At 36.3% G+C, this 23,000-nt stretch carries 19 protein-coding genes and 3 pseudogenes; 3 read left to right on the top strand and 19 right to left on the bottom strand.

Features of this window, described 5'->3' with window-relative positions; translation table 11 throughout:
• Positions 1-647: 647 nt before the first annotated feature.
• Both Q0Y84_RS05055 and Q0Y84_RS05050 read right to left on the bottom strand, forming a co-directional pair.
• Positions 648-4,625, bottom strand: coding sequence for a MucBP domain-containing protein (locus Q0Y84_RS05055; RefSeq protein ID WP_297951451.1), 3,978 nt, complete (start codon positions 4,623-4,625; stop codon positions 648-650).
• Entirely contained in the window at positions 4,532-5,269 is a 738-nt protein-coding gene (locus Q0Y84_RS05050) for a YSIRK-type signal peptide-containing protein (protein ID WP_297951450.1), read from the bottom strand. Before Q0Y84_RS05050 ends, Q0Y84_RS05055 begins: the two co-directional genes overlap by 94 nt.
• 384 nt (positions 5,270-5,653) lie before the next feature.
• On the opposite strand from Q0Y84_RS05050, the gene Q0Y84_RS05045 reads away from it, so the two are divergent.
• Complete coding sequence (locus tag Q0Y84_RS05045; RefSeq protein ID WP_297951449.1) at positions 5,654-5,851, top strand: hypothetical protein; 198 nt, start codon at positions 5,654-5,656, stop codon at positions 5,849-5,851.
• 274 nt (positions 5,852-6,125) lie between these two features.
• Here Q0Y84_RS05045 and Q0Y84_RS05040 read toward each other — a convergent pair whose 3' ends face one another.
• The 4 genes and pseudogenes from Q0Y84_RS05040 to Q0Y84_RS05025 all read right to left on the bottom strand — a co-directional run bounded on the left by Q0Y84_RS05040 (position 6,126) and on the right by Q0Y84_RS05025 (position 8,175).
• Positions 6,126-6,854 carry a YebC/PmpR family DNA-binding transcriptional regulator gene (locus tag Q0Y84_RS05040; protein WP_297951448.1) on the bottom strand — a complete coding sequence of 243 codons (729 nt, stop codon included), beginning with the start codon at positions 6,852-6,854 and terminating at the stop codon, positions 6,126-6,128.
• Positions 6,855-6,937: 83 nt separating this feature from the next.
• Positions 6,938-7,459: a VanZ family protein gene (locus tag Q0Y84_RS05035; RefSeq protein ID WP_297951447.1), complete on the bottom strand. Its 522-nt coding sequence runs from the start codon at positions 7,457-7,459 to the stop codon at positions 6,938-6,940.
• A 74-nt stretch (positions 7,460-7,533) separates the two neighbouring features.
• A pseudogene (locus Q0Y84_RS05030) lies at positions 7,534-7,971 on the bottom strand (NAD(P)H-binding protein); the annotation flags it as partial.
• 18 nt (positions 7,972-7,989) lie between these two features.
• On the bottom strand, positions 7,990-8,175 hold the full coding sequence (locus Q0Y84_RS05025) for a type Z 30S ribosomal protein S14 (protein WP_297951444.1): 186 nt from the start codon (positions 8,173-8,175) through the stop codon (positions 7,990-7,992).
• A gap of 374 nt (positions 8,176-8,549) precedes the next feature.
• Between Q0Y84_RS05025 and Q0Y84_RS05020 the strand changes: the two genes are divergently transcribed.
• Complete coding sequence (locus Q0Y84_RS05020) at positions 8,550-10,175, top strand: amino acid permease (RefSeq protein WP_297951443.1); 1,626 nt, start codon at positions 8,550-8,552, stop codon at positions 10,173-10,175.
• A gap of 68 nt (positions 10,176-10,243) precedes the next feature.
• On the opposite strand, the gene Q0Y84_RS05015 is transcribed toward Q0Y84_RS05020, so the two are convergent.
• From Q0Y84_RS05015 to Q0Y84_RS04975, 9 genes and pseudogenes are all read right to left on the bottom strand, one after another.
• Positions 10,244-10,885 (bottom strand): ABC transporter permease, encoded by a 642-nt coding sequence (locus Q0Y84_RS05015; protein ID WP_297951442.1) that lies wholly within the window; start codon positions 10,883-10,885, stop codon positions 10,244-10,246.
• Positions 10,886-10,897: 12 nt separating this feature from the next.
• Positions 10,898-13,060 carry a peptide cleavage/export ABC transporter gene (locus Q0Y84_RS05010; protein ID WP_297951441.1) on the bottom strand — a complete coding sequence of 721 codons (2,163 nt, stop codon included), beginning with the start codon at positions 13,058-13,060 and terminating at the stop codon, positions 10,898-10,900.
• An 80-nt stretch (positions 13,061-13,140) separates the two neighbouring features.
• On the bottom strand, positions 13,141-13,344 hold the full coding sequence (locus tag Q0Y84_RS05005) for a hypothetical protein (RefSeq protein WP_297951440.1): 204 nt from the start codon (positions 13,342-13,344) through the stop codon (positions 13,141-13,143).
• 29 nt (positions 13,345-13,373) lie between these two features.
• A complete protein-coding gene (locus Q0Y84_RS05000; protein ID WP_297951439.1) occupies positions 13,374-13,565 on the bottom strand; it encodes a hypothetical protein in 192 nt (63 codons plus the stop codon).
• A gap of 1 nt (position 13,566) precedes the next feature.
• A complete protein-coding gene (locus Q0Y84_RS04995) occupies positions 13,567-13,734 on the bottom strand; it encodes a hypothetical protein (protein WP_297951437.1) in 168 nt (55 codons plus the stop codon).
• A gap of 259 nt (positions 13,735-13,993) precedes the next feature.
• A complete protein-coding gene (locus Q0Y84_RS04990) occupies positions 13,994-14,950 on the bottom strand; it encodes an alpha/beta hydrolase (protein WP_297951436.1) in 957 nt (318 codons plus the stop codon).
• A gap of 167 nt (positions 14,951-15,117) precedes the next feature.
• Entirely contained in the window at positions 15,118-16,593 is a 1,476-nt protein-coding gene (locus Q0Y84_RS04985) for a family 1 glycosylhydrolase (protein WP_297951435.1), read from the bottom strand.
• A 139-nt stretch (positions 16,594-16,732) separates the two neighbouring features.
• Positions 16,733-16,984: pseudogene (locus Q0Y84_RS04980) on the bottom strand (PTS transporter subunit EIIB); the annotation flags it as partial.
• 127 nt (positions 16,985-17,111) lie between these two features.
• Positions 17,112-17,944, bottom strand: a pseudogene (locus Q0Y84_RS04975) (PRD domain-containing protein).
• A gap of 205 nt (positions 17,945-18,149) precedes the next feature.
• Here Q0Y84_RS04975 and Q0Y84_RS04970 point away from each other — a divergent pair.
• A complete protein-coding gene (locus Q0Y84_RS04970) occupies positions 18,150-19,295 on the top strand; it encodes a glycerate kinase (protein WP_297951434.1) in 1,146 nt (381 codons plus the stop codon).
• A 25-nt stretch (positions 19,296-19,320) separates the two neighbouring features.
• Here the strand turns inward: Q0Y84_RS04970 and Q0Y84_RS04965 are convergent, their stop codons facing one another.
• The 4 genes from Q0Y84_RS04965 to glmM all read right to left on the bottom strand — a co-directional run bounded on the left by Q0Y84_RS04965 (position 19,321) and on the right by glmM (position 22,994).
• On the bottom strand, positions 19,321-19,776 hold the full coding sequence (locus tag Q0Y84_RS04965) for a low molecular weight protein-tyrosine-phosphatase (RefSeq protein ID WP_297951433.1): 456 nt from the start codon (positions 19,774-19,776) through the stop codon (positions 19,321-19,323).
• On the bottom strand, positions 19,776-20,492 hold the full coding sequence (locus tag Q0Y84_RS04960) for a hypothetical protein (protein WP_297951432.1): 717 nt from the start codon (positions 20,490-20,492) through the stop codon (positions 19,776-19,778). The genes Q0Y84_RS04965 and Q0Y84_RS04960 overlap by 1 nt, the downstream gene beginning before the upstream one ends.
• 233 nt (positions 20,493-20,725) lie before the next feature.
• The gene (locus tag Q0Y84_RS04955; protein ID WP_297951431.1) at positions 20,726-21,541 is read right to left on the bottom strand and encodes a Cof-type HAD-IIB family hydrolase; all 816 of its coding nucleotides are present in this window, start codon (positions 21,539-21,541) and stop codon (positions 20,726-20,728) included.
• A 100-nt stretch (positions 21,542-21,641) separates the two neighbouring features.
• Entirely contained in the window at positions 21,642-22,994 is a 1,353-nt protein-coding gene (gene glmM, locus Q0Y84_RS04950) for a phosphoglucosamine mutase (protein WP_297951430.1), read from the bottom strand.
• Positions 22,995-23,000 lie beyond the last annotated feature (6 nt).

Below are 23,000 nucleotides of genomic sequence, written 5' to 3'. Positions count from 1 at the left end.
CAACCGTTTGCTTCAAGCATTGAAGTAACATCATCAATTGATAATTCAGCAACAGTAAACTTTAAATTATCTCTCTTCATTTCGTCTTTCATTATATCTAACATCTCAATTATTCCGAATCAACCAATGAAATTAATTAAAAAAACAATTCGTTATTGAAAGTTATTTTTCTACGATAACCTCCAAAAAAGAGAATATGACATGAACCATCACTTGGGACATTATTCTATTAATCACAAGATTAATGTGATTAGCTTTAATCTGCTTGCAGTTTGTAATTTGATTTCATATAAAATAAAAGAAAAGAAAAGGAATTAGCACTTGTTAATCCCAAGCATAACTCGAATGACTAGTGTAGCTAACCATTGTAGAGAACCTGATTTAATTTTACTTATTGCCACTTCAAAGTGTCAAATACAATAGTGTATCAAAAACCGCCTCACTGTTATACTGAGGCGGTTTTTTAAGTTCTTCTGCTTGGACTTGTTCTTGCCATGGTAAATAAGCTTTAAGACGCTCGCCCTTCAAAATTTTTGGAAAGAAAAAAGCAAAAGAAAAAAGGTAGATAAAAACATCGGCATGTTTCTATCTACCTTTATATTTTAGGGTGTTTGACAAAGAGCCCTTTTTATTTAAAACTATTTTTTCTAGTGTTTCTTCTTACGATCAATTGCTAAACCAAAGATACTTGCTAATGCCAGAGCTGCTAAACCAATAACTACATATCCAGAGGTCTTCTTTTCACCGGTTTGTGGTAAAACTCTATCTGATTGTGGAACTGCACTTCTGCGGTATTTAGGAGTCTTGTGAGCCGCAATTGTATCTTCAGCCAAGACCGCATTAGTTGAAGTGGACTTCTTCTTAGTATTTACATTTTCAAACTTAGCCTTGTTAGTATCAGTGTAACTTTCGTGGGATGGAGCTACATCGTTACCAAAGTTAGTCTTTTTGGCTGGCTCATCTGGAGTTGCTAGAGTATCAGGTTCAGATGGAGTGCTTGGAGTAGATGGCTGTGTTGGGGTAGTTGGTTCACTTGGAGTTTCAACTTCCTTGTAAACATAAGTAACTACAACATCCCTACCATTGATAGTTCCAGTTGGTTTATCATCTTCTACACGAATGTAAGTGTAAGTCTTGCCATCCTTAGTAATCGTTGTTGGATGGTCACTTTCATTGTAGTCCGTGCCATTCTTATGATCTGAACTATGACGTGGATCTTGCAAAACATTACCATGTTCATCTACAAAGTTTACAGTTACATTGTAAGTATTTTCTACTGGTGGAGTTACTGGAGTTTCCTTCAACTTGTAAACATAAGTTACATCAACGTCTTTTCCATCAATGGTACCGGCTGGAACGTCGCCTTCCTTTACACGAGTAAATTCGTAAGTCTTACCATCGTGTTCAATAGTTGTGTCTTTCTTACTGTTTTCGTCGTAAGATTCGCCATTCTTGTAGTCAACTGGGTCCTTAACTGGATCTTTGATGACATTACCGTCTTCATCAACGTAGTGAACTGTTACGTGGTAAGTGTTCTCTACTGAATTTACAGTATAAGTTACAACAGTAGTTCCTAAATCTTCCTTGTCAGAATTTGGATCTACGGTGATTGCAGGAACTGATTCAATATCAACTTTATCATAACCAACTTCACTAGGCTTTTTTGAATCTACACGCGCCATAGTACTATTAGTAGCTGTCCATGGATCAGTTTCAAGAATTGTTACCTTACCATCTTTATTAGTAGTTGAGAAAATATTTCTAGTAAAGGTTACAGTTTGCTTGTAAGTGTTCTTACCATCTGGTGAACCATTTACATCTTCATAAGTCTTGCCACCATCTTTAGTACCACGGTAGACAACAGTTCTAGTGAAGGTCTTTGTTTCTTGCTTAACGTCAACCTTTGGTAAGTCATGATCTTCATCTGGACCTGTTTCATGCTCGTTCTTTTCGTAAACTAATTGAAGGTCCGCAGGATTATCTGAAGTTGGTGTCAAAGTAATCTCGTCAGCCGTACCACTAATCCAGTGCCAAGTACCAACCATATCATCAGAAGTTGCGTACTTGTCGCCCTTGTTTAAGGTAATGTACTGACGACGAACACCATCCATAGTTTGAGTGTCATGGTTCCATTCAATCTTGCCAGCTTTGGTAGTTGCAACTTGTGTCGTTTTACCATTTGCATCCTTAACAGTCTCTGGAGTGGTGGTTTGACCAGTTACCATATCTACATAAATATGACCATCAAACTCAACCTTTTGGGGGATGCTATCCTTCAAAGGACTCTTGGCATCGTTATTTGCAACAAAGGTAATAGTGCGAGTAAATTCCTTATGTAAACTCTTCGGATCAATAGTTGGATTACCATCTGGATCTTTTGGCACTTCGTGGGCTGGAGTGTTTGGTGTAATGTCCTTAACTGCGTGCTTCAAGTAAACGTATTGATCTTGAACACCTTTGGTTAAAGTTTGCTTACCAAGTAAATCACCCTTGGCATTATCAGATAAGCCAACTAAAACATAACCAGCCTTTTCATAATCTGCTGGGCTCCATAACTTCTGGGTAGCATCTGGAGTGTCACCGACATAGGTCTTATCTTCACTACCGACACCAGTTACTTGATGATCTTTTAATTCCTTACCATCAGTTGGTTCGTAGGTAGTTTTTCCTTCAACGCCGTTAACGTCGATGTAGTGAATGTTATATTGGGCCTTTTGCTTGTAGACCAAGTAACCATCAGCAATCTTATTAGGAGTATCGCTCTTCCAAGTGTCGCTAGTTGGATCGCCGTAAGATACTTCACCGTTCTTGTCAGTTGAAACTAAGTACCATTCGCCTCCATCAGTTCCACGCTTTGCAGCTTCGGCAGCATCTAAGGTAATAGTTTCTGGAGTTGTAATGGCAGCAAAGTTCTTATTATCTGTTGTCAAGCCAGTACTCTTGTCAGCATTTATAGTCCAAGTAATTGCAGGAACTGGATCAGTATTAGCGGTATCTACAATCCAATCGCCATTTGCATCTTGTTTTGCATTTACGCGGTTGCCTGTTACAGCATCCGTATAGTAAGTACTGCTAGTTAAAGCTACATTTTGTGTAGTATCGTCTTGTAATTGCTTGCCATCCTTAGTATTAGCTACATAGTGAATGGTACGGTTAGCAGTCTTAGTATCAGTATGTGCGACAGCACGGTGAACCAACTTAACTACACGCTTTTTATGTTGCAAATTGCGGTTATTATCATAGACATCTTCAAGTTCATAAGTTAAATCATCTGGATCACTTGAAACTAACGCATAACCATTATCAGTGTAAGCTTTCAAGATATCAGCATAGTTTAAAGATTTACTTGACTTTAAAGTACCTGATGGATCAACGTTAATGGCATTGGTGCTATAAGTGTTGTCATCAGCTTGATAGCTGTAAGCTTCGTACTTTTGGTTTTTATTATTTTTCTTATCTTTTGGAGTAGTGTGTGGCTTACCAGGGATATATTGACTGTTTAAATCTACACGCAGATCCTTACTTGCAGTAAAGTTAGACAAGACAGGAGCATTGGCGTCTCCGTTAGTTACATCTTCAAATGTGATGTCCACTGGTTGATCGTGGTAGTAGTAAATAGTCGTGGTAGCCGGGTTATCGACACGTTCAACCACATAGCCTGTACCTTTATTGAAGCCACCCTGTACTGTGGAATAGGTATTTGTATCATTAATATCATCACTACCCGTGTCTGGTACATTAGGGTCAAAAGTATGCCAATTATCGATTTGTTTTACGGGCTCGCCTTCAAAAAGAATAGTGCCACTTGGGTATATCATAGAAGCCTTCCCATAGTTATTTAGATTACCCTGACTGTCCGTAATTAATCCTGCAGCCAAATCGATATATCTGCTATTAATGGTATCATGAAGGACTTTAGTTTGATCTTTAGTAGTTTTTAAATCATCAGGTAATAGTCTTGTTTCGAAGCTATTGGCATCACTAATATCGGTTTGATTTACATTACTATCTTTTTTTGGCAAATTACTGAAAACTGGTTTACCCGCCGTATTAACAAATTGCTCAGGCTGGGTTTGATTATATTTTCCATCATTATAGTAACCATTTTTAGTAACTGAATCGGCAGCCTGAGCATTTTTATCATCTTGCTTGTAATAATACTTAAACTCAACCGTGCGTTTTAATTCGGTCCAGTGATAGACGTTCACAACCGAAAGTTGGTGATTAACATAAATATTATAAGTCTTGCCATCTTCAATAGGATCATCAAGATTAATAGCTTGTTCATCTTGATCGACTAATTTATAACCAGCTAATGCAAAATGAGCTTTCTTATAATTCCGCCACTTATTATAGGCATCAACTAACTGAGTTTGTTTATTTTGTCGATAAGTATCGGTAGTCTTATCCCGGAAAAAGTAACCTCCAAGGTCATTATCGCTAAACGGTGCAGAAATTACAGGTGAGACTCCAATTTCAGTAGGAAGGCCATCTTTATCTGGAATAATTGCAGTACCTTGGTCTTTATAAGCTAATTGCTTTTGAGTATCCGCATCAATTTGCGCCTGAATTGCATCTTTGATTGATAAACCATCTGTAAATGTGCCATTATAAGTAAATGCCACATCATTAGCATGATTCGCATTGGGCGTTTGTGGATCAACATCACCATAATCATAAATATTAAGGATAGCACTAACTTGCTTTGCTGGAGTGACTGCTTTAGATTCTTTAAGAGCAGATTAGTAACATGTTGTGCAGATTGAAGATTCAAAGTAGTAGTTTCTTTAGAATCTTGAGTACTCTTATTAGTAGTTGCAGTTACGTTATTAGATTGATCTTTTTGAACTTGATTACTTTCTTGAGTTGTTAATGATGAATCATCAGCCTTCTTTTCTAATGATTCAGTCTTCTTATTATTAACTTTTTGAGTTGAAGCAATTTTATCTTCAGTAGAATCTTTTGAAGTTTGAGTATCATCTACAGTGCTTTCAGAAGTCTTATTTGCTTCGAAATTCACATTATCTTGAGCAGTATGATTGCTTATAGTTACTTGCTTGTCTTGATTATCTGCATTGCTTGCATTAATAGTCGCAATGCTATTGTCATTTACATTACTATCGGCATGAGCTACTTGCGTACTTACGCCAAGCATTAATGAGGTACCAAGTAATACACTGGCAGCCCCAACGTTAAACTTTCTAATGCTGAAACGTTGCTTTTCATCAGCTAAATTTTTATTTAAGTCTTGGTTTCTTTTAGAAAGCATATTTTTCCTCCTAAAATAATATAAAAAAATAACACCATGAATATAATAAAACAGCATTATGCTATTTTTCAATATTTTGGCAATAATTTATTTATGTCATAATCTCTATTATTGGAAGTTATGGCAATAGTGAAAAGGATTTATTTAAGTATGAAGAACAGTACCGGACAATTAAAGAAGTAGTAAATCATAAAGGCAATAAGAAAAGCGGCCTTCGTTCATGGGAACACAGACCGCAAACCTGTTAATCGTCTCACCACAGAAATTAACAATAAAATTGTAACCTTATACCGATCTAAATATCAAAACTGTAACTTCAAACATTTTACCGAACTGCTTGAACAATTTGAGGATATTAAAGTATCTTACTCAACTGTCTATAACTTGCTTAAAAAGCAGAATATCCTTTCTCCTAAGCCTTGGAGAAAAACTAAGCGAGCTTTAACTAGAAAGAAGTGGCGTCAAGAACATCCTAAACAGAATAAACAAGAAGTTGAAGCGGCCGTTAGTCATCAACTTGCCATAGCCGATGCTCATCCACGTCATGAACGCTGTAAATACTTTGGTGAGGGCCTACTTTAACTGGCAAGAGACGTTAAATGGCTATTATCATATCTTTAAGCAATTTGAACGTACTGCCTATGGCTATAGCAGCTTTGGTTATCTATTAATTAGAATCAGACTAGAAGAAAATATCATAAAAGAAAAGGAATCAAACAACTATCCTTTAGTTGCTTAATTCCTTAATCTAAACCTGACCATCAACTTGAGTTGTATTTTCAACACTCTTCCAAGTTAATTCTCCAATTTGCTTGTAATCAACTTTATCCCAAGTACATTTTATTAACTAAACTAATTAATCTTCATCAGCTGCTGCAGTGTAAACATTTTGAACATCGTCACTATCTTCAAGTGCATCAACTAAGTGTTCAAATTGTTCCTTCTTATCTGCTGGAACTGGAGTGGTGTTTTGTGGAATCATAGTTAATTCAGCATCTGCAAGCTTGTAACCAGCCTTAATCAAGGCATCACGAACTTCAGCAAATTGCTTAGGATCAGTATAAATTTCGTATGCGTCATCACTAGTTTGAAGATCGTCACCACCAGCGTCCATAACATCAAGTAATACTTGATCTTCGTCAGCATCAGTAGTTGAACGATCAATTACAATGTAGCCTTTACGGTCAAACATGTAAGCCACTGAACCAGTAGCACCAAGTGAACCACCGTTACGAGTGAAAGCAACACGAACATCTGAAGCAGTACGGTTCTTGTTATCAGTCAAAGCTTCAACAAAGACTGCTACACCACCTGGAGCGTAACCTTCATAAGTGATTTCGTCGTAGTGTTCTTCTGAGCCACCTTCGGCTTTCTTGATGGCACGCTTGATGTTGTCCTTAGGCATGTTGTTGGAACGTGCCTTATCAATTACCATACGTAATGTAGGATTCCCATCAGGATCAGGACCACCACTCTTTGCAGCCATATAAATTTCACGAGATAACTTTTGGAAAATTTTACCTCTCTTTGCGTCTTGCGCATTCTTGCGGCCTTGAATATTGTGCCATTTTGAATGTCCTGACATAAGGATCCTTCTTTCTTTTTTCTAATATTAATTAACGTTATTATCTTAACTCACAGCACTTGAAAATTCAATGTGTCAAACAATTAAACTTGCTTTTTATTGACAAAAAATTTTCTTCTTAAAAATGAACAAAGCATAATTAATAAAATTGCTGTTAAAGCCCCAGCGCCATCGAGCATTACATCATGAACACTAGGTGTTCTATCTCCTGTCAGGAATTGATGATACTCATCAAAAGCAGCAAAAGCAATCGTAATCAACCAGGTCAAAATTGGTGCAACCCATTTAATTTTAAAAATTCGTCTCAAGCCTAAATAACCAAAGCCACCAAGCAAAAAATACGAGCCAAAGTGTGCTAGCTTACGCAGAACAAATTGAGCTAACCCAGCTCGTCCATCAACTTGAACATTATGAACTCTTCCGCCATAAGTAAAATTCCAGCCCGCAACTATATTTTCTAGCCAACCAAAATAATGATTGATTTTACTATCATGGATTTCCTGTTCATGGTAAGTCATCGAACTAGAAATAAATAAAGCAATTAAAACCATTAAAGCAAGCAGCAAAAAAATTTTTTCTCGTTTAGTAAAGTGAAATTTATCCATTACCTTTCTCTTTTCTATCTTTTTACTTCTTAAACTTTAACAAAAAAACGCGTCAAACTGACCCGTTTTAGAAATTATTTAACTTTGCTTAAGGTTTCATCAATTGGTGTATCACCATCATGCATAATAATTACTTGATGAATTGTATTATCATACTTCAAGCTATCTACTAACACATGGGCTACATCTGCAATTGAATTTTCTCCACCAGCTGGAGTAAATGAAGTTGTCCCAGTAGCTGGTTTTTCTATTAAATTACCTGGCTGAATAATGGTGTAATCTAAATTAGTATTGTGAATTAACCATTCATCTGCAAAATACTTGGCAATATCATAATCAATAATCCCAGCCCAAGAAGGAATTTCTATCCACTTATCTTGATCTAGGGCAAAAGCAGAACTTAATTGAATATAACGCTTCACGCCATTCTTTTCTGTTGCCTTCATTAATTTAACAGCACCATTTAAGTCAGTTTGCAATAAGTCTTTGCCGCGAGAACCTGCTACAAAAACTTTCATTGGCTTTCCTTTCTACCAGCTAGCTTTCTTAACACCTGGAAGTTGACCCTGATGGGCTAATTCCCGCATACATTCTCGGCATAAGCCAAATTTGCGATAAACTGAATGTGGTCGACCACAACGTTCACAACGCGTGTATGCCCTAGTTGAAAATTTTGCTTCTTGTTTATTACGAATAATTTGTGATGTTTTTGCCATAAATACCTCTTATCTGCGTCTATTTATTCTTTGAGGCGCTGGCTTTCTTTCCTTAGTTAATAGTCCCAACGCCAAAATAATAATTCCAATTGCCAATACTTGTCCAGTCATGAGCATCCCCACCTTTCTTTTAATTTTGCAGCTTACTTTTTGTTAGTTTTATTATACATGCTTACCAATAATAAGTAAAGTGATTTGATTGTAAATAGAAAGCGCTTTACACTAGTCACCAGCAATTTTAATAGGTAGAATTTATTTGAATACCTTCACTTAGGAAAGGAATAGGATGAACGAAAAATGTAAAAACAAGTCGCCAGGATTCTTATCTTTATTAGGAAGTAAATATTTTTGAATAGAGAAGGATGAGAATTTAATTGGACGATTTAACTTCAACAAGTAAAATGAAGACCATCACTTGGCCGGTTTTGACCTTGATGGCATTATGTACGGTTATCGGACTAGACGATATCATGTACAATTTTCAAAACCAAGGGATGCCTGTAATCACCTCTTGGATTATTATGTGTTTGCTTTATGTTACGCCTTATTCATTAATGGTTGGGCAACTTGGCTCTACCTTTGATAAAGAAGGCGGCGGACTTTCTTCATGGGTTCGTGGTACTGATGGCGAATTTTTAGGTTACTTTACAGCTTGGACCTATTGGGCTGCTTCAATTCCTTACGCAGTTGACTCTGCTAATGAAATTATCGTTGACTTAGGCTGGGCAATAACTGGTACAAAGGATTTTCAAGATAAGATCCCAACCTCATTATTTGCCATTTTAACTTTCGTAGTATTTATTGCTTTCATCATTGTTGAACACCATTTTTCTAATTCAATGGAATTTCTTTCCACTATTGGTGGTGGCTTGATGATTATCATGGTTGTCTTGTTCGTTGTCTTGGCCTTCTTTGGTTTAATTAAATCAGGCGGTCACATGGCAACTAAGAATTTTGGCTTACATTCAATCATTCCTAACTTTAACCTGCACTACTGGTCAACTGTCGGAATGTTAATTTATGCGATGAACGGAGCCGAATTGGTTGCACCATATGTAACTAAGATGAAGAAGCCTAAGACAGACTTTCCTAAAGCAATGATCGCTTTGGCATTAATGACTGCTTTCTTAACTATTTTAGGTTCATTTGCATTAGGCATTTACTTTGACGCTAACCATATTCCAAATGACTTAAAGATGAACGGGGCTTACTACCTCTTTGACATGTTAGGCCAGCAGTTCGGGATGGGACACTTTCTGCTTTACTTCTGGGCTTGGACCTCACTCTTCTTCAACTGTGCTTTGGTTGCCGTCTTGCTTGATGCAATGACCAGAATGCTGATTTCAGACACTGGTGACAAGTACATGCCTAAGTTCTTGCGTAAAAAGGACAAGAATGGCTTGCCAGTTAATGGTTATATCTTAACTGTTGCTCTTTCATCATTTATTATGATCTTGGGTATCTTCTTACCTGACATGAATGACATTTTTAACTGGTTGTTAAACCTTAACTCAATCATTTCACCAGGTGTAACCTGCTGGATCTTCTACTCATTTATGCGAGTTAGAAAAAATTCTAAGAAGTTCCCTTCACAATATGTTTTCATTAAAAATGATAAGCTAGCTTGGTTGGTAGGACTGCTCTTGTTACTAGTCACAGCAGCTGCCACTATCCTTGGTTTTGCACCACAAGATGTAAAGCAAGGAACTGGTCTTTGGTGGTATGAATTAGTCATCAATATTGTCGCCGTAGTAGTCTTGATTGGCTTAGGTGCGATCTTACCTGGCATTAGACGCCGGGAAGTTGAATATGGTGTTGCTTTTGATAAAGTACAATGGATTTGGATGGGAATCTTAATTATCGGTTCAATCATCTTAGATATTTGGCTAGGTAGCACAAAATTATCAATCCGGATTGCCTTGATTGTCATTGAAGCAATTATCGCTTTAATTTTAACTTGGCTTGTCGGTCGTGGAAAACCAGCTAACGCCACTAAGTAATAAATTATTGTATTCAAAAAGGAAGGCACATGCCTTTCTTTTTTTTTACACAAAATCGTAATTACTGTCTATTGTTTATCAAAAAGTTCATCCTTTAGGAAATTAAAGTAGGTTTGTCTACTTATAATTACTGTAACTTGGCTCTCCATCCCATATCTTAAATATGATTTTTCTTTTTCAGTCGGTAATATTGTTGACATCACTAAGTAACCCTCTTTGCCACCAACTTCTTTAGGATAAATCGCTACGCTGTTAATTTTTCCATCAATAATTATATTTTCACCATACCTATTTTTTATTTGAAACTTTATTTTTTGTCCATTTTTCAAAAGTGAAATTTCGTCATTTGGTGCATATGAAGCTACTTTAATTTCTTTTTGATCAGTTAGATTCGGAAACAAAACCACATTATTTCCCGAGAAATGCACTTCATTAACTTTACTTGTCTTAATTTTTCTCCCTGAGTTTAGAACAACACTCTTTCCTTTTCCAATTATTTGTCCTTCATAATATTCAGCATCATTTTTTACATTTAAGGAGCTAGTGGGTTCTACTATCCCAACTAATTTTACCGTTTTCTCACGTACAGCAAATACTGACCCTACAAGAACAAATACGACTAATAGAAAGGCTGGCAAAATAATCATAGTTGAAAAATTTTTAAATTTATAAGAATAAAACTTGCTACTTTCTAAATCTTTATATTCCATAACAAGTTCCCCCTAACTATTAACCAAATCGTAGTAATAACCTTTGTTAGCCATTAATTTATTGTGATTACCTTCTTCAACTATTTTACCGTCATCAATTACTACGATATCATCGGCTCTTTTAGCAACCGATAATCTATGGGCAATGAAAATAATAGTCTTATCTTGTAATTTCATTAGATTATCAATTACCTTTTTCTCCGTTATAGTATCCAAGCCACTAGTCGATTCATCAAAAATTAAAACACTAGCGGGTGATAATATTGCTCTTGCAATGGTCAAGCGTTGCTTTTGTCCACCAGAAAGCACTTTGGCATTTTCATCCAATGGAGTATCAAACTTTAAAGGCAGCTTTTCTACCTCATGCTCAAATTCAGCTAATTGACAAGCTTTTATCATATCCACTTCAGTTGTATCGGGTCTACTTCCTAATAATAAATTTTCTCTAATTGTACCCGCAAAGGTATATGGAGTCTGCGGTACGTACGTAATATATGATCTTAGTACATGTTTATCAATTGCTGTTGTAGGAATTCCATTGATTGTTACTGTACCTTCATTTGGCGCAAAAAAGGCAACCAACATTTTTACCATAGTAGATTTACCCGATCCACTCATTCCAACTATAACTTGTTTTTCACCTTGTTTAATTTTAAGGTTTATATTCTGTAAAACATCTTTGCCATACCCATATTTATAACTTACTTGTTTATATTCAATATCACCTTTGATTTGATCAACTTTCTTAACCGTATCAGTCTTACTATCAAACTCACTATTTACAAGATAAACTTCGTTTAACCTATTTTGAGCCACATTGGCAGATTGAAGTAACGGTTGCAAGTTAATAATATTTTGTAGAGGGCTAACAAAATATGCCAAAAGAGCATTGTAAGTCATTAACTCACCAATTGTCATTTTATTATGCATGACAATCCAAGAGCCGATCCATAATACTACTACGTTTAACGACATCTGGATAAATGATTTCAATGCATCCTGTAATGCTTCAGTTTTGCTATACTTAAATGATTTTCTTAAGAAGTTAACAAATTGATTGTCAATTCTTCGATAGCGAACTTCCTCACTATTTAGAGCCTTAATAGTTTCAATCCCTTGAATATCTTCAATAATTGAGGAGCTAACTATCGCATTACCTTCCATTTGATCATTATTTAAGCGTTCAAAACGCTTAGCAAAACCTAAAATCACAATTGCATACAATGGTAGTGTCGCAATTGTGATTAAGAACAAAGTTAAGTTTTGAACGGCTAGCATTATTCCCATTAAAATTACAATCGTTAAATCTAGAAATAGTGAAATAACTGTTGTAGCTAAAGCATCAATAACCTTACTAGCATCAGAAAATCTTGACGTAATTTCACCAGTTTTTCTAGTGGTAAAAAATTCCATCGGAAGTTCAAAAATATGCCTAATATACTTTAAATTTAAATCGATTGAAAGGCGTTGACCTAACACATTTAACAAAAACTGCTGCCCATATGAAAAGATAGAATTGAATACATATGCAACTAATAATCCAATTGCAATAACTGACAAGGTAAAATATGTCCCATCTGGAATATAGGTGTCAATTATTCCTTGTAAGAAATATGAACTACAAATTCCGATAATTGTCATAAGAAGAGAAGCCAAGACTATGTTTCTGACAATTTTCTTTTGCTTTAGCATATATGGAAATAGTGATAAAAAAGTATTTCTCTTTTCCTTCACTGGCTTAAATTCAGTAGTTGGTGCCATTAAAAGAGTAATTCTAGTCCATTCTTTTTCAAATTCTTTTCTGGACATCCGTTTTATACCAACTTCTGGATCTGGATCAGCGATAATTATTGATTTTTTGGTACTAGCTAAGACTACGTAATAGTGAAGAAGGTCTCCATCTTTAATTACATGAACAATAAACGGATACTGTAAATCTTTTATATCAAACAGAGTCATATCCGCTTTTATTGCTTGAACTTCCAAATTAAATTGTTCAGCAGTTTTTACTAATCCTAGAGCACTTGTCCCTTCTGTGTTAGTTTTTGCCATATGTCGCAAATGTGCAATCGATACCTGACTATGATAATGTTTTAGAATCATTGCCAAGCACGCAACACCACAATCTGATTCGTCTATTTGAGGAATATACTCCCACTTATATTTCAATAGCATTAAATCATCTCCTCAATGAATTATTTATGCAAAAAGTCTTTGAATTTTCTCAATTCAAAGACTTTCACCTATAAGGAATATTAATCATCCTTTTCTTTTTTTACTTTTTTGGCTTTTCTGACTTCTATAATAATTTTTATATCAACAATAATTAACGCTACTACTAATAAAAAATCAATTGCTTTATTAAATAAAGTCGTGGGATTCACCAACAAAATCAGAGTCAAAATAAGAACGCCTGTTATTATCGAAAGTAACTTGTAAATTAAAATTTCATTTTTCATTTTTATCATTTCTTTAACAAATATTAAAGTTACTCTTTATTGTTCTTCGCTACACAGCATAAGCCAATAATTGTAGCCACTGCAGCCGCAGCTTGTACAGCCTTTCCTACATAATGACCTGCATCATAATATCCACTATGTCTATGACGATGGCCACCTACTGTATCAGATAAATTATCATTGTTCAATGATTCATACTTCTTGAGTTCCTCTTTTTCCATTTTAGTTACTTCCCTTCAAATGGCTTCCAGTAGTTGCAAAGCTATTTAAAAAACCTTTTCCAAATTCAATCACATGAGTCATCCAACTATCGGATTCTTTCCTATGTCTACCACCAACTGCCGACTCAAGTTCCTCTTCTGGAACTTCATCAAATTTAGTTTCTTCCATAAAATTACCTCTGAAGAATTATTCTTCACTTTTGTCTTCACCTACAATATAGCCCCCTTTGTAATCGGTTTCAATAGCAAGCAATCATCTTTTGTTCCTTTATTTGCAGTTGACTTATTAAAAACAATAGTATCTGTGTTTTGTGCTTTAAGCATAGCTAGTATTTTATAGTCACATTAGTTAATTGATATATATAGTTTGTAAAATTAAATTATTGTATTCAAAAAGGAATGTATCATTTTGACACATTCCTTTTTTCTTATACGTATTTTTTCAAAAACTTATCTACTCGATGCTGATACTCTTTCGGATAAGTCTCAAATGAGCGAGCATGCGTTGCTTTTTTAGCAATCCACAATTGCTTTGGTCCTTTAGCCGCCTTGTAATTTGCATAAACCATTTTGGTCGGTACAAACGGATCATTGCCGCCATGAATGAACAGCATTGGCTTATCATTTTTCTTTACTGAATCAACCGATGAGGCATCCCCTAAATAAAAGCCTAAATTAGTTTTAGCCACTAAACTTAAGCCATCAACAAAAAATGAACCGATCGGTCCAGGAAGATGATAAATATCCTGTGCTTCATGCAAGAATTCATCTTTTACACTGGTATAGCCACAATCTTCAATATAAGCTTTAACCTGGCTAGGCATCTTAATGCCGCTCGTCATCATCGCAGTGGCACCACCCATGCTGACGCCAAAGATCACGATCTTCTGCTTTTTACCCTCTTTAGCCAGATCCTTTTCAACCCACTTGCGCACGTCATATTTTTCCGGCCAACCATAACCAATATATTTACCCTGGCTTTGCCCATGTGCCCGGGCATCGGGCATTAACACATTGTAGCCTAACTCATGAAACATGCCGGCATATGGTCCCATGGTATTTTTATTATTACCAAAGCCATGCAAAAGCACGACCGTTTTATGCGAATTTTTAGCCGGAATGTAATTGGCATCTAACCGGTAATTGCTTGTTGCTGACTTAATGTACCAGCGCTGCTTTTTTGCTTCAGCATACCATTTCTTTTGATTAGCTAAAGGATCCTTTTTGCGATAATGAGAGTATTTATTCAACACGCTCTTTTCACCAGGTACAAAAGCCACATTAAAGAAATAAGCTTCACCTGCTCCAATTAATGCGATAAGTACGACTACTACAATCCCAATTACCAACCATACTTTCTTGCGTTTCTTTTTATTCCTATTCAAAAAGACAACTCCTATATAAAATTGATATGGATTATTATACACTTTTTAATTTCATATGGTATATTGACATTTTTAAAAAATATTGCTTATACACTGTATACAAAAAATAACAGTAAAGAAAAAAGATGCTGAGAAAAAATTCTCAACATCTTTTTGACTATATAGCATTAATCTAAATCCGCTCCATTTGAAGCAATGACCTTCTTGTACCAATAGTAAGAATCTTTTGGCATTCTCTTGAGCGTCCCTTTACCTTCATCATCGCGGTCAACATAGATAAAACCATAACGCTTAGACATTTGACCAGTACCAGCTGATACTTCATCAATACAGCCCCAAGTAGTATATGCCCGAACGTCAACGCCATCTTCGATCGCACGATTCATTGCTTCAATATGCATTCTCAAGTAATCGATTCTGTAGTCATCATGAATCTTGCCATCATCAGCAATCTTATCAACAGCGCCAAGACCATTTTCGACCACCATCAATGGCAATTCATAACGATCGTACATCACTTCAAGATAGTATTGCAAACCGTCTGGATCAGTGGCCCAGCCCCATTCAGAATACTTAAGGTATGGGTTCTTGGCACCAGCTGCAAAATTACCGCCCATCTTGTCCTTTACTTCATGAGTTGTGACAACATTGCTCATGTAGTAAGAGAAGGTGTACATATCAACCTTACCTTCAAGCATGTCCTTTTTATCTTGTTCAGTAATATCAAGGTGAACGTTATGTTCCTTCCATAAACGCTTAGCAAAGGTTGGGTACTTACCCTTGCATTGGGCATCCCCACAATAGAAGATATCTTGTTCCCACATATGACGGTTAAGCAAAATATCTTTTGGATCTGGGGTTAATGGGTAATCAACAATCCCACAGATCATGTTACCAACAACATAATTAGGATCAATTTCATGAGCTAATTTAACTGCACGGGCACTAGCTACGAATTGGTAGTGCAGCTTTTGGTAAGCATGTTGATAAACCTTGTCATCGTCTACTTGATTGCCAAAAGAGTTAAGCATTAGCAAAGTAGAGTTAATTTCGTTGAAAGTCAGCCAATATTTAACTAAGCCCTTATATTCCTCAAACAAAGTCTTAGCATATTTAACATACATATCGATCATCTTACGATCGCCCCAGTCATGGTACTTTTCACTGAGGTAAAGCGGATCTTCATAGTGAGAAATTGTGACTAATGGTTCAATCCCATACTTTTTACATTCTTCAAAAACTCTGCGGTAAAAATCAAGTCCAGCTTGATTTGGCTTTTCTTCATCAGCCTTGGGAAAAATACGCGTCCAGGCAATTGAAAGACGGAAGGTCTTAAAACCCATATCGGCAAACATCTTAATGTCTTCCTTATAGTGATGATAAAAATCAATCGCTACATGGTTAGGGTAATAACTATCAGGATCAATGGCACCAACTGCTCCTTCAGGAAGACCTGCGCCTGGCATGGCTGGTGTTTTTTCCAACTTGCCGTTTAACTTATAGGTCAACATTCTTGGTGCATCAAGACTACCAGCAGTTGTAATATCAGTTACTGACAAGCCTTTGCCATCAGCATCATATGCACCTTCGATTTGGTTAGCAGCGGTAGCTCCGCCCCATAAAAAATTCTTTGGAAATGTCATCTGTATATCTCTTTTCTTTTGTAAGCATTTACATTATTATAACTTAATTAGTTTGTACTTGACCAGTTACTTTTTCTGTTTCATTTTGTCCTTGCAGTGACAAAATTTCTTGTCCAACTTTAACTTGACCTTGTGCTTCAAAACCGCCTTCTTTGACTACGGCATCATACACATCGGCGACTTCATTACCGATAACAACCTGGTATTGACCACCTGCTTTAACTACAGTAACAACGCCATCAGTTTCTTTTAATGCGTCGTCGTTAGCTTTTTTCTCATCCTTTAACTTAAAACGCAAACGAGTTGCGCAGTGAACAACACTATTGACATTATCCTTGCCACCAACATCTTGAATGATGGTATTGGCTAATTCATCATAATTTTTAGCCATTAGTCTTTCCTCCTCAAAATAAAAACCCAAGCTACTCAAAAACTAAAGAACATAAATGTTCAACGTCTTTCAGTAACTCGGGTTCATGCCTAATTCTCTTAGTAACATACCTAAGTAACTTAGATATTTAATTATCTTGACGACTAGTTACGCACCAAATATGTAAAACAAGATAAAATTCATCATCTGAGTCTAAATCCCATCCCATTTTTGCATGTAAGTAAGTAGTGATCCGTTCCGCTGTTTCATACGCTTTACTATATTTGATTTTCATAAAACCTAGCATTGCAGGATCAAGTGAAGCCTCCCCCTTTTGCTTATTTCGTAAAAATCTAACTAACAAAATGCGCAAATGCGAAACAAACCTACTATAGTTAAAGGAACTCGTATCAAGTTGCATTGAATATTGCAATTGAATAATATCGACTATCCCACGAATCAAATTTGTAATCTGAATTGTTTCTTGTACTTGAGAAACATCACTCTTAGCATTAACCAGGTGATAAGTCATCAAAACTGACTCACTCTGCGGCATTTTGATCTGCATTTCCTGATTAATTAGATTGACCACTTTTTTAGCTGCCGCAAATTCTTTTGGGAAAAGATTTTGAACTTCCCAACTATTGTTAGCGGGAGCTATATCAATATGATCCTTAATTCGCGTAACCGCAAAATCAATGTGATCTGTCAAAGCGAGATACTGAAAGTCATTGAACTTAATCTGAAGCAGAGGTTCGACCAGCTGAAGCACCTTATTAGTTACTTCAATTGTTTTAGGGTCAAAGCTCTTAACTTGATCCACTTCATCTTTGGTAACGAAGCAACGTTCAATTTTGCTTTCATCAACAGGATCACCTTTTTTAGACCAAATCCTACGCCCTTGCCTAGGACTATTTCTTCCTGGCCTTGATCATTTTCAATTAAGGCAGCACTATTATTAAATGTTTTAAGAAATTTCATAATTCACTACCTTAGCAAAAAAGAAAAAGCTATCACAAATAATGATATACCAACGCAACATTATTTGTAATAGCTAAAACCTGATCGTATCAGTAATCCGCTCACTTACAGGTATTATAATAGTCAACATTGTAAGCGGTGTCAATATAATTTTGTGAAAAAGCACAAAATATTTTACAATGAACTAAAAAGTGAGGTAATTAAAATGAAATTCATTCTTGCACCTGATTCATTTAAAGAAAGTATGACAGCAAAAGAAGTCTGTATGGCAATGAAAAGTGGTATTCAAAAAGTTCTTCCCGATGCACAAATAATCGCTATACCAATGGCTGACGGTGGAGAAGGTACAACTGATTCATTAGTTGATGCTACAAACGGGCAAAAATATCAAATAAATGTCACTGGTCCACTTAATCAAAAAGTACCGGCTTATTATGGTATCTCAGGTGATGGACAGACCGCAATTATCGAAATGGCGCAAGCTAGTGGCCTCTGCTATGTTGCAAAAAAAGAACGAACTCCTGAAACAATTTTAAAGACTACTACTTACGGAACTGGCGAATTAATTAATGCAGCTTTGAAGCACAACGTTAAAAAGATTATCATCGGTCTTGGCGGAAGCAGCACCAATGATGGTGGTGCTGGTATGGCACAAGCACTTGGTGTTAAATTTCTTGATCAAAATCAGCATGAAATTACTCAAAAGCTAGCAGGTGGTGCTTTAGATCAAATTGCCAATATTGATCTTTCTTCAATTAATCCTCGTATTAAAGATACTAAGTTTTTATTAGCCAGTGACGTAACTAATCCTCTAACTGGACCTAATGGCGCAAGTAGCGTCTTTAGCCCACAAAAAGGCGCAGATAATGTAACCGTTAAAATTCTAGACCAGAATTTATCTCACTATGCACAGGTAATTGACCAGACTATTAGTAAAAACGTTGCCAAAATTTCTGGTAGTGGTGCTGCTGGCGGCCTAGGCGCTGGGCTGATCGCCTTTACTAACGCTGTTATTCATCCAGGCGTGCAATTAATTGCCCAAGAAACTAAGCTCGAAGCAAAGATCAAGGAAGCTGACTATGTTTTTACTGGCGAAGGCGGAACTGATTTTCAAACTAAATTCGGTAAAACCCCTTTCGGAGTTGCCAAAATATCCCAGAAATATCACGTACCAGTTATTTCTTTAGCAGGTCATTTAGGTCAAGGTATTGATCAACTCTATGATGAAGGCTTTACCGCTATTTTCGGGATTCTTGCTAAAACAGAAGATATAGAGCAAGCCCTAAAAGACGGACCAGAAAACGTAAGCCGCACAACTGAAAATATCGTTCGCTTAATTGCAAAAAAATAAGATGGGCTTAGCGCCAATCTTATTTTTATTCAGCTAACTTTTTAACTAATCCTTCACAACCGCGATAAATTTCGTTATAAGCTGTCTCAAAATCATTTGTATACCAAGGATCATCCACATCATCATAGGAGTCAGCAAATTCTAAAATCTTGTGTTCCTTATGCTTAGGATCTCCCCCAGTAATTCGATTCATATCTGCAAAGTTCTCTTCATCCATGCAGATTAAATATTCATAATTATCATAGTCTGACCGCGTCATTTGACTAGCACGATGACCACGATCATATGGAATATGTTTTGCAACTAATTCCCGTTGTGCACGAGCATCAATCTCATGACCTAAAGCATCCTGCGTAGTTGCTTTAGATTCAGCAATATATTGATCTGCTAAGTTATTTTCTTTTAATAAGTATTGCATCACGGCCTCTGCCATCGGTGAACGACAAATATTACCATGACATACAAACAAAATTTTCTTCATTAATTTTTCTTCCTTTTAGTTAATCTATTTAAAAATGGCCATACAACTGCCGCAATAATTCCAATGGTCAAACCGAACCAAATTTCTTGCGAAAGAGTTACCATAATTCCACTATAAACTCGGCTTTGCAATGCGATCATCGTTTCATTAGAAACTATCCACAAAGCTATAAATGAGGCAAGGGTTGCCAAAAATAGCGGAATCGAAGCGGACGGGCGGCCAAATAAGATTAAAATTACTGCTAATAAGAATAATAGCGCTACTACCAAAATTGAATATTCATAAATTGTCACAATATGATTTACATCTTCTGAATCTTCTTTCAATTTATGATTAATTTGCTTGACCAAATATTCATTAATAATTTCTTCTAATTTAGTTTTACTCGTCAAATTTAAATCTTTAGTGGTTAATCTCCCTTGATCATTATATTTCTCGCACAATTTATATAAATCAGCATAAGATAAATCAATCCGATACTTTGGCGGAAGTTGCTCTAATAATGTCTGCTCTAATCCAGAAGCTTCCAAGAGCTTTACCCCCGTTTTTAAACTAGGATTGTCTGAGTCCGCAACTACACGGTTAATTACTTCTTTTCCCATTGCCTGTGTATTGTTGATTTTTAAACTTACATCACTAGTCATTAATAGCCAAAAGGACAATGTGGTCAGACCAACCATCACTAGCCGTAAAATTATTTTTATGATGCTCTTCATCTAACTCCCCCTAACATCTAGCTTTTTCAGATGGTAAACAATTGCATGTTACTGTTTCAGGGGCATCTTTCGCCTTATCTTTCAATTTTTTTTGCATTGCTGCAATATCACTTTGAGATAATGAGGACACCTTGAGCAGCTGCAAAAGCACTTCTCCCTTATGCATATCACACATATTTTGCATCATATTTAGTTTCTGTCATAAAAATCACTTCTAACTAATTTTTTATACTTTATAAAACAAATTTCTTAAGTACCTTAGCAATCCCATTATGATCGTTATCATCAGTCACATAATCTGCTTTATCCTTAATTTCACCAATGGCGTTACCCATCGCTACTTTCATGAACTCAGGGTTAGAAAACATGGAAATATCATTGCCTTGATCACCAAAAATCATGACATCTTTTTGAGCTATTTTTAACCGCGAAGCTAAATCCATCAAAGCATTCCCTTTAGAAGCACCTAAGGCATTTAATTCAATAATACTGTCAAAGCTACGAACAATATCGTAAGTTTGAAAAGCCCAATCAGGCAAACTATTCCAAAGTTTTTCCACCTGATCAGCACCTTCAGTTGAGGTAAAACCAACTTTATTAAAAGTAAAGTCTTGTGGAATCTCTTTACGATCTCTGACCTTCATAATATTATCAGTCAAGGCTGCGTTAATTTGCATTTGCACAGACAAATCACGATCAGTAGTCACAAAATACTTCGTCGTTTCAAAGTGGACATTTACATGACTCAAGCGTTGAAAACGCAACATATTATTGAAATCTTGATAATTTAATTCCTGGCTCATTAAAACATGGCCTGAAATAGTTTGGATCACAGCGCCATTAAACACAATTGCATATTGATCATCACCCTCAAGACCTAATTGCTTAGCAAAATTCAAGACTCCCGACAATGGTCGACCAGTTGCTAAAACGACTTTAATCCCATTCTGCACTGCAACACGCAATGTTCTTTGAGTTTCTGCCAAAATAGTATTATTACTTGATAACAAAGTTCCGTCTAAATCAACTGCAATTAATTTAATAGCCATTTTAACCCCTCGGATTTTAAAAATTACATCTAGCATTAATTATACAAAAAGCCGTGATTTAACTCACGACTTTTTACTTATCGATTATTCAATTAGGATTTTACTTACCCATTTCCTTTTCGACCACTTTAACGATACGGTCTACATAAGCATCGGTTTCTTCTTGAGTTGGTCCTTCAGCCATGACTCTAAGCAAGTCTTGAGTACCTGATGGACGAACAAGTACACGACCATTTCCAGCCATATCCTTTTCTACTGCAGCAATTTCATCAAGAATTGGTTGGTGTTCTTTCCAGCTCTTCTTGTCAGCAACTGGAACATTAACTAGGCATTGTGGGTAGTCTTTGAAGTCTTTCAAAAGTTCACTTAATGACTTACCAGTCTTCTTCATTACGAGCATTAAATGCAACCCAGTTAACATACCATCACCAGTATTGTGATAATCACTCATAATAACGTGACCTGATTGTTCACCACCTAGATTGTAGCCGTGAGCACGCATTTCTTCAGAAACGTAGCGGTCACCAACTTGAGTGCGAACATTCTTCAAGCCTTCTTTTTCAAGAGCCTTAGTAAAACCGAGGTTACTCATTACAGTAGTAACAATCGTGTCCTTCTTCAAACGACCATGTTCTGCCAAATATGAACCAATGACGTACATGATGTGGTCACCGTCAACTTCGTTACCATTTTCATCAACAGCAATACAACGGTCTGCATCCCCATCAAAGGCTAAACCAAGTTGTGCGCCTTGCTTAACGACTTCTTCTTGCAATTTTTCAGTATGGGTAGCACCAACATGATCGTTAATGTTTAAACCATTTGGATGAGTGGCAATTGTAGTAAAGTCAACTCCACAATCAGCAAACAATCTTGAAATCAAAGCACTTGAAGCACCATTAGCACCATCAATAACTACCTTAATCCCACTCAAATCTTCAGGAATAGTGTTTTCAATAAATTGTAAGTACTTAGCTGAGCCTTCATGGAAGTCAGTTACCGTACCCAAACCTTCAGCAGATGGACGAGGCAACTTGTCTTCCTTGGCATCGATCAGCTTTTCAATTTCGCCTTCCATTTCATCAGAAAGCTTCAAACCATCACTACCAAAGAACTTGATTCCGTTATCTTCTACTGGGTTATGTGAAGCAGAAATTTGTACACCAGCATCTGCACCTTGTGCTCGAACTAAGTAAGAAAGACCTGGAGTAGTAATAACTCCAACTTCAAGTACTTCAATTCCGACTGAAAGAAGACCTGAAATAAGGGCGTATTCGAGCATTTGACCTGAAATACGAGTATCACGTGATACTAAAACCTTAGCTTGTTCGCCATCTTTTTTGTTTTTAGTTAAAACATAACCACCATCACGGCCTAATTTAAAAGCCATTTCTGGAGTTAAGCCTTGATTAGCTACGCCACGAACACCATCAGTTCCGAAATATTTTAACATTTAATA

It is taken from the genome of uncultured Lactobacillus sp., from assembly GCF_947367125.1.
Classification (GTDB): Bacteria; Bacillota; Bacilli; order Lactobacillales; family Lactobacillaceae; genus Lactobacillus.
Note: the sequence above shows the minus strand (reverse complement) of the source record. Positions and strands in the feature narration are given on the sequence as shown.

Bases quoted from the DNA above. Each gene is read 5' to 3' on its own strand.
- Q0Y84_RS05050 (WP_297951450.1), bottom strand. From the start codon at position 5,269: ATGCTTTCTAAAAGAAACCAAGACTTAAATAAAAATTTAGCTGATGAA.
- Q0Y84_RS05040 (WP_297951448.1), bottom strand. From the start codon at position 6,854: ATGTCAGGACATTCAAAATGGCACAATATTCAAGGCCGCAAGAATGCG.
- Q0Y84_RS05035 (WP_297951447.1), bottom strand. From the start codon at position 7,459: ATGGATAAATTTCACTTTACTAAACGAGAAAAAATTTTTTTGCTGCTT.
- Q0Y84_RS05025 (WP_297951444.1), bottom strand. From the start codon at position 8,175: ATGGCAAAAACATCACAAATTATTCGTAATAAACAAGAAGCAAAATTT.
- Q0Y84_RS05015 (WP_297951442.1), bottom strand. From the start codon at position 10,885: ATGGAATATAAAGATTTAGAAAGTAGCAAGTTTTATTCTTATAAATTT.
- Q0Y84_RS05010 (WP_297951441.1), bottom strand. From the start codon at position 13,060: ATGCTATTGAAATATAAGTGGGAGTATATTCCTCAAATAGACGAATCA.
- Q0Y84_RS05005 (WP_297951440.1), bottom strand. From the start codon at position 13,344: ATGAAAAATGAAATTTTAATTTACAAGTTACTTTCGATAATAACAGGC.
- Q0Y84_RS05000 (WP_297951439.1), bottom strand. From the start codon at position 13,565: ATGGAAAAAGAGGAACTCAAGAAGTATGAATCATTGAACAATGATAAT.
- Q0Y84_RS04995 (WP_297951437.1), bottom strand. From the start codon at position 13,734: ATGGAAGAAACTAAATTTGATGAAGTTCCAGAAGAGGAACTTGAGTCG.
- Q0Y84_RS04985 (WP_297951435.1), bottom strand. From the start codon at position 16,593: ATGACATTTCCAAAGAATTTTTTATGGGGCGGAGCTACCGCTGCTAAC.
- Q0Y84_RS04970 (WP_297951434.1), top strand. From the start codon at position 18,150: ATGAAATTCATTCTTGCACCTGATTCATTTAAAGAAAGTATGACAGCA.
- Q0Y84_RS04965 (WP_297951433.1), bottom strand. From the start codon at position 19,776: ATGAAGAAAATTTTGTTTGTATGTCATGGTAATATTTGTCGTTCACCG.
- Q0Y84_RS04960 (WP_297951432.1), bottom strand. From the start codon at position 20,492: ATGAAGAGCATCATAAAAATAATTTTACGGCTAGTGATGGTTGGTCTG.
- Q0Y84_RS04955 (WP_297951431.1), bottom strand. From the start codon at position 21,541: ATGGCTATTAAATTAATTGCAGTTGATTTAGACGGAACTTTGTTATCA.
- glmM (WP_297951430.1), bottom strand. From the start codon at position 22,994: ATGTTAAAATATTTCGGAACTGATGGTGTTCGTGGCGTAGCTAATCAA.